Below are 4,303 nucleotides of genomic sequence, written 5' to 3'. Positions count from 1 at the left end.
GCCGTGCTGGCGTACCTGCGCCAGCGCCGCACCCCCGGCTGATCGGGGCGCCGCGTAGGGTGCCAGGCGATGAAAATTCTGATCTCGGCCGACCTGGAAGGCGTCTCGGGGATCGTGCATCCCAGCGAGACCAACCCGGGCGGCTACGACTACGAGCGGTCCCGGGCGCTGATGACCGCCGAGGTCAACGCGGCCGTCGCCGGGGTCCTGGAGGCCGTGCCCGGCGCTGAGGTGCTGGTCGCCGACGCGCACGGGCCGTTCCGCAACCTGCTGCCGGAGGAACTCGACCGGCGCGCCCGTCTGGTCCGGGGCAAGCCCCGCCCGCTGGGGATGCTGGCCGGGCTCGACGACGACACCGACGCGGTGCTGTTCGTCGGGTATCACGCCCGGTCCGGTGCCGGCCCGGCTGTGCTGGCCCACACGATCAGCGACGCCGTGCTGGATGTGCGCCTCGACGGGCGCCCGGTGGGTGAGATCGGCCTGAACGCGGCCCTGGCCGGCTTCCACGGCGCCCCGGTGGTCCTGATCAGCGGGGACGACGTGGCCTGCGCGGAGCTGCTCGAGCTGGTGCCGGGCGCGGCGACGGTGGCGGTCAAGCAGGCGCTGGGTCAGGCGGCGGCGATCGCCCTGCACCCGGACGAGGCCCGCGAACGGCTGCACCGGATAGCGGCGAAGGCGATCCGCCGGCACGACCAGGTCCCGCTGCTGATCATGCCGGGTCCGCTGAAGGTCGAGGTGGACCTGTACGGGCCCTACACGGTGGATGTGGCGACGCTGATTCCCGGGGTGAGCCGGGCTCCGGGCGGCCGGACGGTCACGTTCACGGCCGAGGACGTGGCGCAGGCCTACCGGCTGGTGCAACTGCTCACCCAGCTGGCCCAGATCAAACCGAACTGAACGCGGCCGCGCTCGGAGCCGGCGCGGGTCAGTGGGGGCGGATGCCGGCGGAGCGGGTGCCGCGGACGCGGCTCAGGTCCGGTGGGCGGGTCTTGTCGATGTGCCGGGGTGTTTCCAGCTCGTCCGCGCGCAGCGGCGCCAGCGTCTGCGCGATCCCCTCCACGATCCGGTCGGTCGCCCGCATCGCCTGGGCGCCCGCCGTGCCGGTCATTCCCGACAGGTCGATCGGTTCGCCGAAGCGCACGTGCACCACCGGCCGCTGCCGGATCGTCCGGAGCAGGGACCCGGCCAGGCCTTTCGGGGCCGCGTACGGCAGGACCCGGTGAGCGTCCCACTGCGCGACCGGGATGACCGGTGCCCCGGACAGCGCCGCCATCCTCGCCACGCCGGTCTTGCCGCGTTCGGGCCACATCCACGGGTCCAGCCCGATGCGGCCCTCCGGGTAGACCAGCACCACCGACCCCGCCCGCAGCGCCTCGGCGGCGGCGGGCAGCGCCTGCGCGACCTGGGCGGTGTGCCGGTCGACGCGCAGGTGCCCGCACGCCCGCATGATCGCGCCGGCCACCGGGGCGGTGAACAGCCCGGCGGTGGCCATGAACCGCGGTGCGATCCCGGCGCGGCTGCACGCCGCCATCAGCATCAGCGGGTCGATCGGGCTGACGTGGTTGGCCGCGAGGATCAGCGGGCCGTGCCGCAGCCCGGCCGGCACCTCACCGGAGACGCGCAGCCGGCACAGCAACGGCACGACCATCCGCGAGGTGCGCAGCAACGCCCGCCACAACCACGGCGCCCGCCAGGTGTCTTCCATCAAGGCGACATGATCGCATGCCGGTCAGCCCGCGTCGCGCAGCTCCGCCAGGCGGGCCTCGATCTCGGCCAGTTCGGCGCGCAGCCGTTCGGCCTGCTGCTCGACCTCGGCGCGTTCGGCGGACACGATGTGCTCGACCGCTTCCTGCACGCCGGGCACGTCGACCAGCTGCACGATCTTCATCGCCTCGGACGGCTTCACCACGTACGGCTTGGCCAGGGCTTTGGAGCCCTGGTTGGCGGCGATGGTCCACTCGCCGTCGGTGTAGGCGAGGGTGACCGTCAGGCTGGGCGGTGGCTTGGGCTTGGCCGTCTTGGCTGCCGCCTTGCGCGGGGCGGGAGCCGACGCGGCCGGAGCGGGCTCAGGGGCCGCAGCGGGGGCGGGGGTGGCCGCGGGCGGGGGTGTGGGCGCGGGGATGGGCTTGTCGATCACGAACTCGGGGGCCGGCTTGGCCGGCTGCGGCGGCACGGGGGCCGCCTTCTTCACCGGGCCCTTGGGGGCCACCTGCAGGTCGCCGGGGGAGAACGGCAGCTCGTCGCGCCCGAAGCGCACGACCACCCACTCGTCGGACTCGGCCGGGTCGGTCAGGGCCACGACCTGCCCCACCTGCCCGGCGATCTGTCCCGCGGACTCGGTGAACATCACCCGCGGCCGCCGCCCCGCGGCGAGCCCGTCGCGGATCACCTGCAGCTCGTCCGTGCTGAGCCCTCGCACACCGGTGCGTGCCGCCGTCGCCATGGTCGTCCTTTCGTCGGTCAACGTGGATTCGAACGCGTGTTTCAATGCCGTAGTTCTACCAGGCCCCACCGACAAAGCATGCAGGCGCGCCCGGCCGGCCGATCACCAGGTCCCGGATCAGGGCCGCAGCGGGCATCATGTGACCGATCCGCACACCCAGGCAGTCATCCAGGGCAGTAGCCACCACACAGCCGGGAGCGCGCACTGTGCAGCAGAACCTGCGAGGCCTGTTCGAACGAGCCCTCGACGACGAACCCCTGCCCCCGCCGGGTGACCCGGTCGAGCAGGCGATGAGCCAGGGCCGGCGGATCCGCCGGCGCCGGGGCCTGCTCATCGGGGGCAGCGCCACCGCCGTCGTCACCGGCACCCTGATCGCCCTCAACATCGCCCTGGCCCCGGCCGCCGCGCCGCCGTCGTTCGTGTCACCGGCGGCGATGCTGATGCCGCCGGCGAGCGCCGCCTGTACGTGGCCGGTGCAGGACAACGCCGCGACCGTCTCGGTGTTCCTGCGTGACGACATCACCGTCGGGCAGATCAACACCCTCAGCGAGGCGCTCTGGAAGGACCCGGTCGTCCGCGACACGCGGTTCGAGAGCCGCGAGCAGGCGTACGAGAGGTTCAAGGTGCTGTGGGCCGACAGCCCGGACTTCGTCGCCGCGGTCTCACCGGCCAACCTGCCGCAGTCCTTCCAGGTGGACCTGGCCCAGCCGTCGGGATACCGGGACTTCGCCGCGCGGTTCCGCGGCCGTCCCGGGGTCCAGGACCTGGTCGGCCAGTCCTGCCCGGGAAGGTCGAAGTGAGCTCTCTGTGGCGCCGGGACCGCGCGGCCCGCGACGAGGAGTTCGCCACGTTCGTCGCCGCCGCCACGCCGCGGCTGCGGCGCACCGCGTACCTGATGTGCCGCGATTGGCATCTGGCGCAGGACCTGACGCAGCTGACCCTGGCCAAGATGTACGCCGCCTGGCCGAGGATCTGGCGCACCGCCGACCTGCCGGCCTACAGCCGCCGGGTGCTGATGAACGCCGTGTTCGACCTGCGCAAACGCCGCAGCGGCACCGAGGTCGTCCTGGCCGACCTGCCGGACCGCCCCGGTCAGCCGGACGGATCCGCCACCGACCTGCACATCACACTGATGCAGGCGCTGGCCACCCTGCCGGTACGCGACCAGGCCATCGTGGTGCTGCGGCACTGGGAGGACCACAGCGTCGACACCGTCGCCGAGATCCTCGGGGTGTCGTCGTCGGTGGTGAAGATGCAGAGCATGCGCGCGCTGGGCCGCCTGCGTGAGCTGCTCGGCGAGGACTTCGCCCGCCAGTAGAGCCGAGCCCGGCAGTAGCGCGGTCACACCGGCCGGTCGGTGATGCAGTACGCCCGGCCGGCCGGATCCCGCAGCGTCGTCCACCGCTCGCGCACCGCCACCACCTCGGCGCCGAGCTCCTGATGCCACGCCACCTCCGCCGGCCGGTCCGTACAGGCCAGGTCCACGTGCATACCCGCCGTGCTCCCGCCGACGCGCTGCAGCAGCAACCGCAGTGGCATGCCGTCCGGGCGTACCAGGAAATCGAACTCGGGCAGCGACCCCGCCCGCCGGGGCCAGCCCGTCAGGGCGGCCCAGAAATCCGCCTCCGCGTCGAAGCCGGCCACCGGCACGTCCAGGCACAGCTGATCTACCAGGCTGCGCCCACCGGCGGGCCGCACCGCCTCGCCGCCCCAGGCCACCAGGCAGAACAGCAACCCGGCGGGGGAACGCAGCACCACCAGGTCACCGTCGTCGAGCATCACCGCCGCGCCCAGCGCGACCGCCCGGGCGGCCTGCGCCGCCACGTCCTCGACGTGCAGATCCAGGTGGGCACGCGCCGG

The 4,303-nt window shown here is 73.3% G+C and carries 6 protein-coding genes; 3 read left to right on the top strand and 3 right to left on the bottom strand.

Annotated elements, in window-relative coordinates:
- Positions 1-69: 69 nt before the first annotated feature.
- The gene (locus AB0C29_RS36125; protein ID WP_360830135.1) at positions 70-897 is read left to right on the top strand and encodes a M55 family metallopeptidase; all 828 of its coding nucleotides are present in this window, start codon (positions 70-72) and stop codon (positions 895-897) included.
- 28 nt (positions 898-925) lie between these two features.
- On the opposite strand, the gene AB0C29_RS36120 is transcribed toward AB0C29_RS36125, so the two are convergent.
- Positions 926-1,705 (bottom strand): lysophospholipid acyltransferase family protein, encoded by a 780-nt coding sequence (locus tag AB0C29_RS36120; RefSeq protein WP_360830133.1) that lies wholly within the window; start codon positions 1,703-1,705, stop codon positions 926-928.
- 24 nt (positions 1,706-1,729) lie between these two features.
- On the bottom strand, positions 1,730-2,443 hold the full coding sequence (locus AB0C29_RS36115) for a hypothetical protein (protein ID WP_360830130.1): 714 nt from the start codon (positions 2,441-2,443) through the stop codon (positions 1,730-1,732).
- Between the two features lie 206 nt (positions 2,444-2,649).
- Here AB0C29_RS36115 and AB0C29_RS36110 point away from each other — a divergent pair, with 206 nt between their 5' ends.
- Positions 2,650-3,243, top strand: a complete 594-nt coding sequence (locus tag AB0C29_RS36110; RefSeq protein WP_360830127.1) for a permease-like cell division protein FtsX — start codon at positions 2,650-2,652, stop codon at positions 3,241-3,243.
- Complete coding sequence (locus AB0C29_RS36105) at positions 3,240-3,761, top strand: SigE family RNA polymerase sigma factor (RefSeq protein WP_360830124.1); 522 nt, start codon at positions 3,240-3,242, stop codon at positions 3,759-3,761. Before AB0C29_RS36110 ends, AB0C29_RS36105 begins: the two co-directional genes overlap by 4 nt.
- Positions 3,762-3,784: 23 nt before the next feature.
- On the opposite strand, the gene AB0C29_RS36100 is transcribed toward AB0C29_RS36105, so the two are convergent.
- Positions 3,785-4,303: VOC family protein (locus AB0C29_RS36100; RefSeq protein WP_360830121.1), on the bottom strand; the 519-nt coding region annotated here is incomplete at its 5' end.

The sequence above is a fragment of the Actinoplanes sp. NPDC048791 genome, assembly GCF_040650095.1.
Classification (GTDB): Bacteria; Actinomycetota; Actinomycetes; order Mycobacteriales; family Micromonosporaceae; genus Actinoplanes.
Note: the sequence above shows the minus strand (reverse complement) of the source record. Positions and strands in the feature narration are given on the sequence as shown.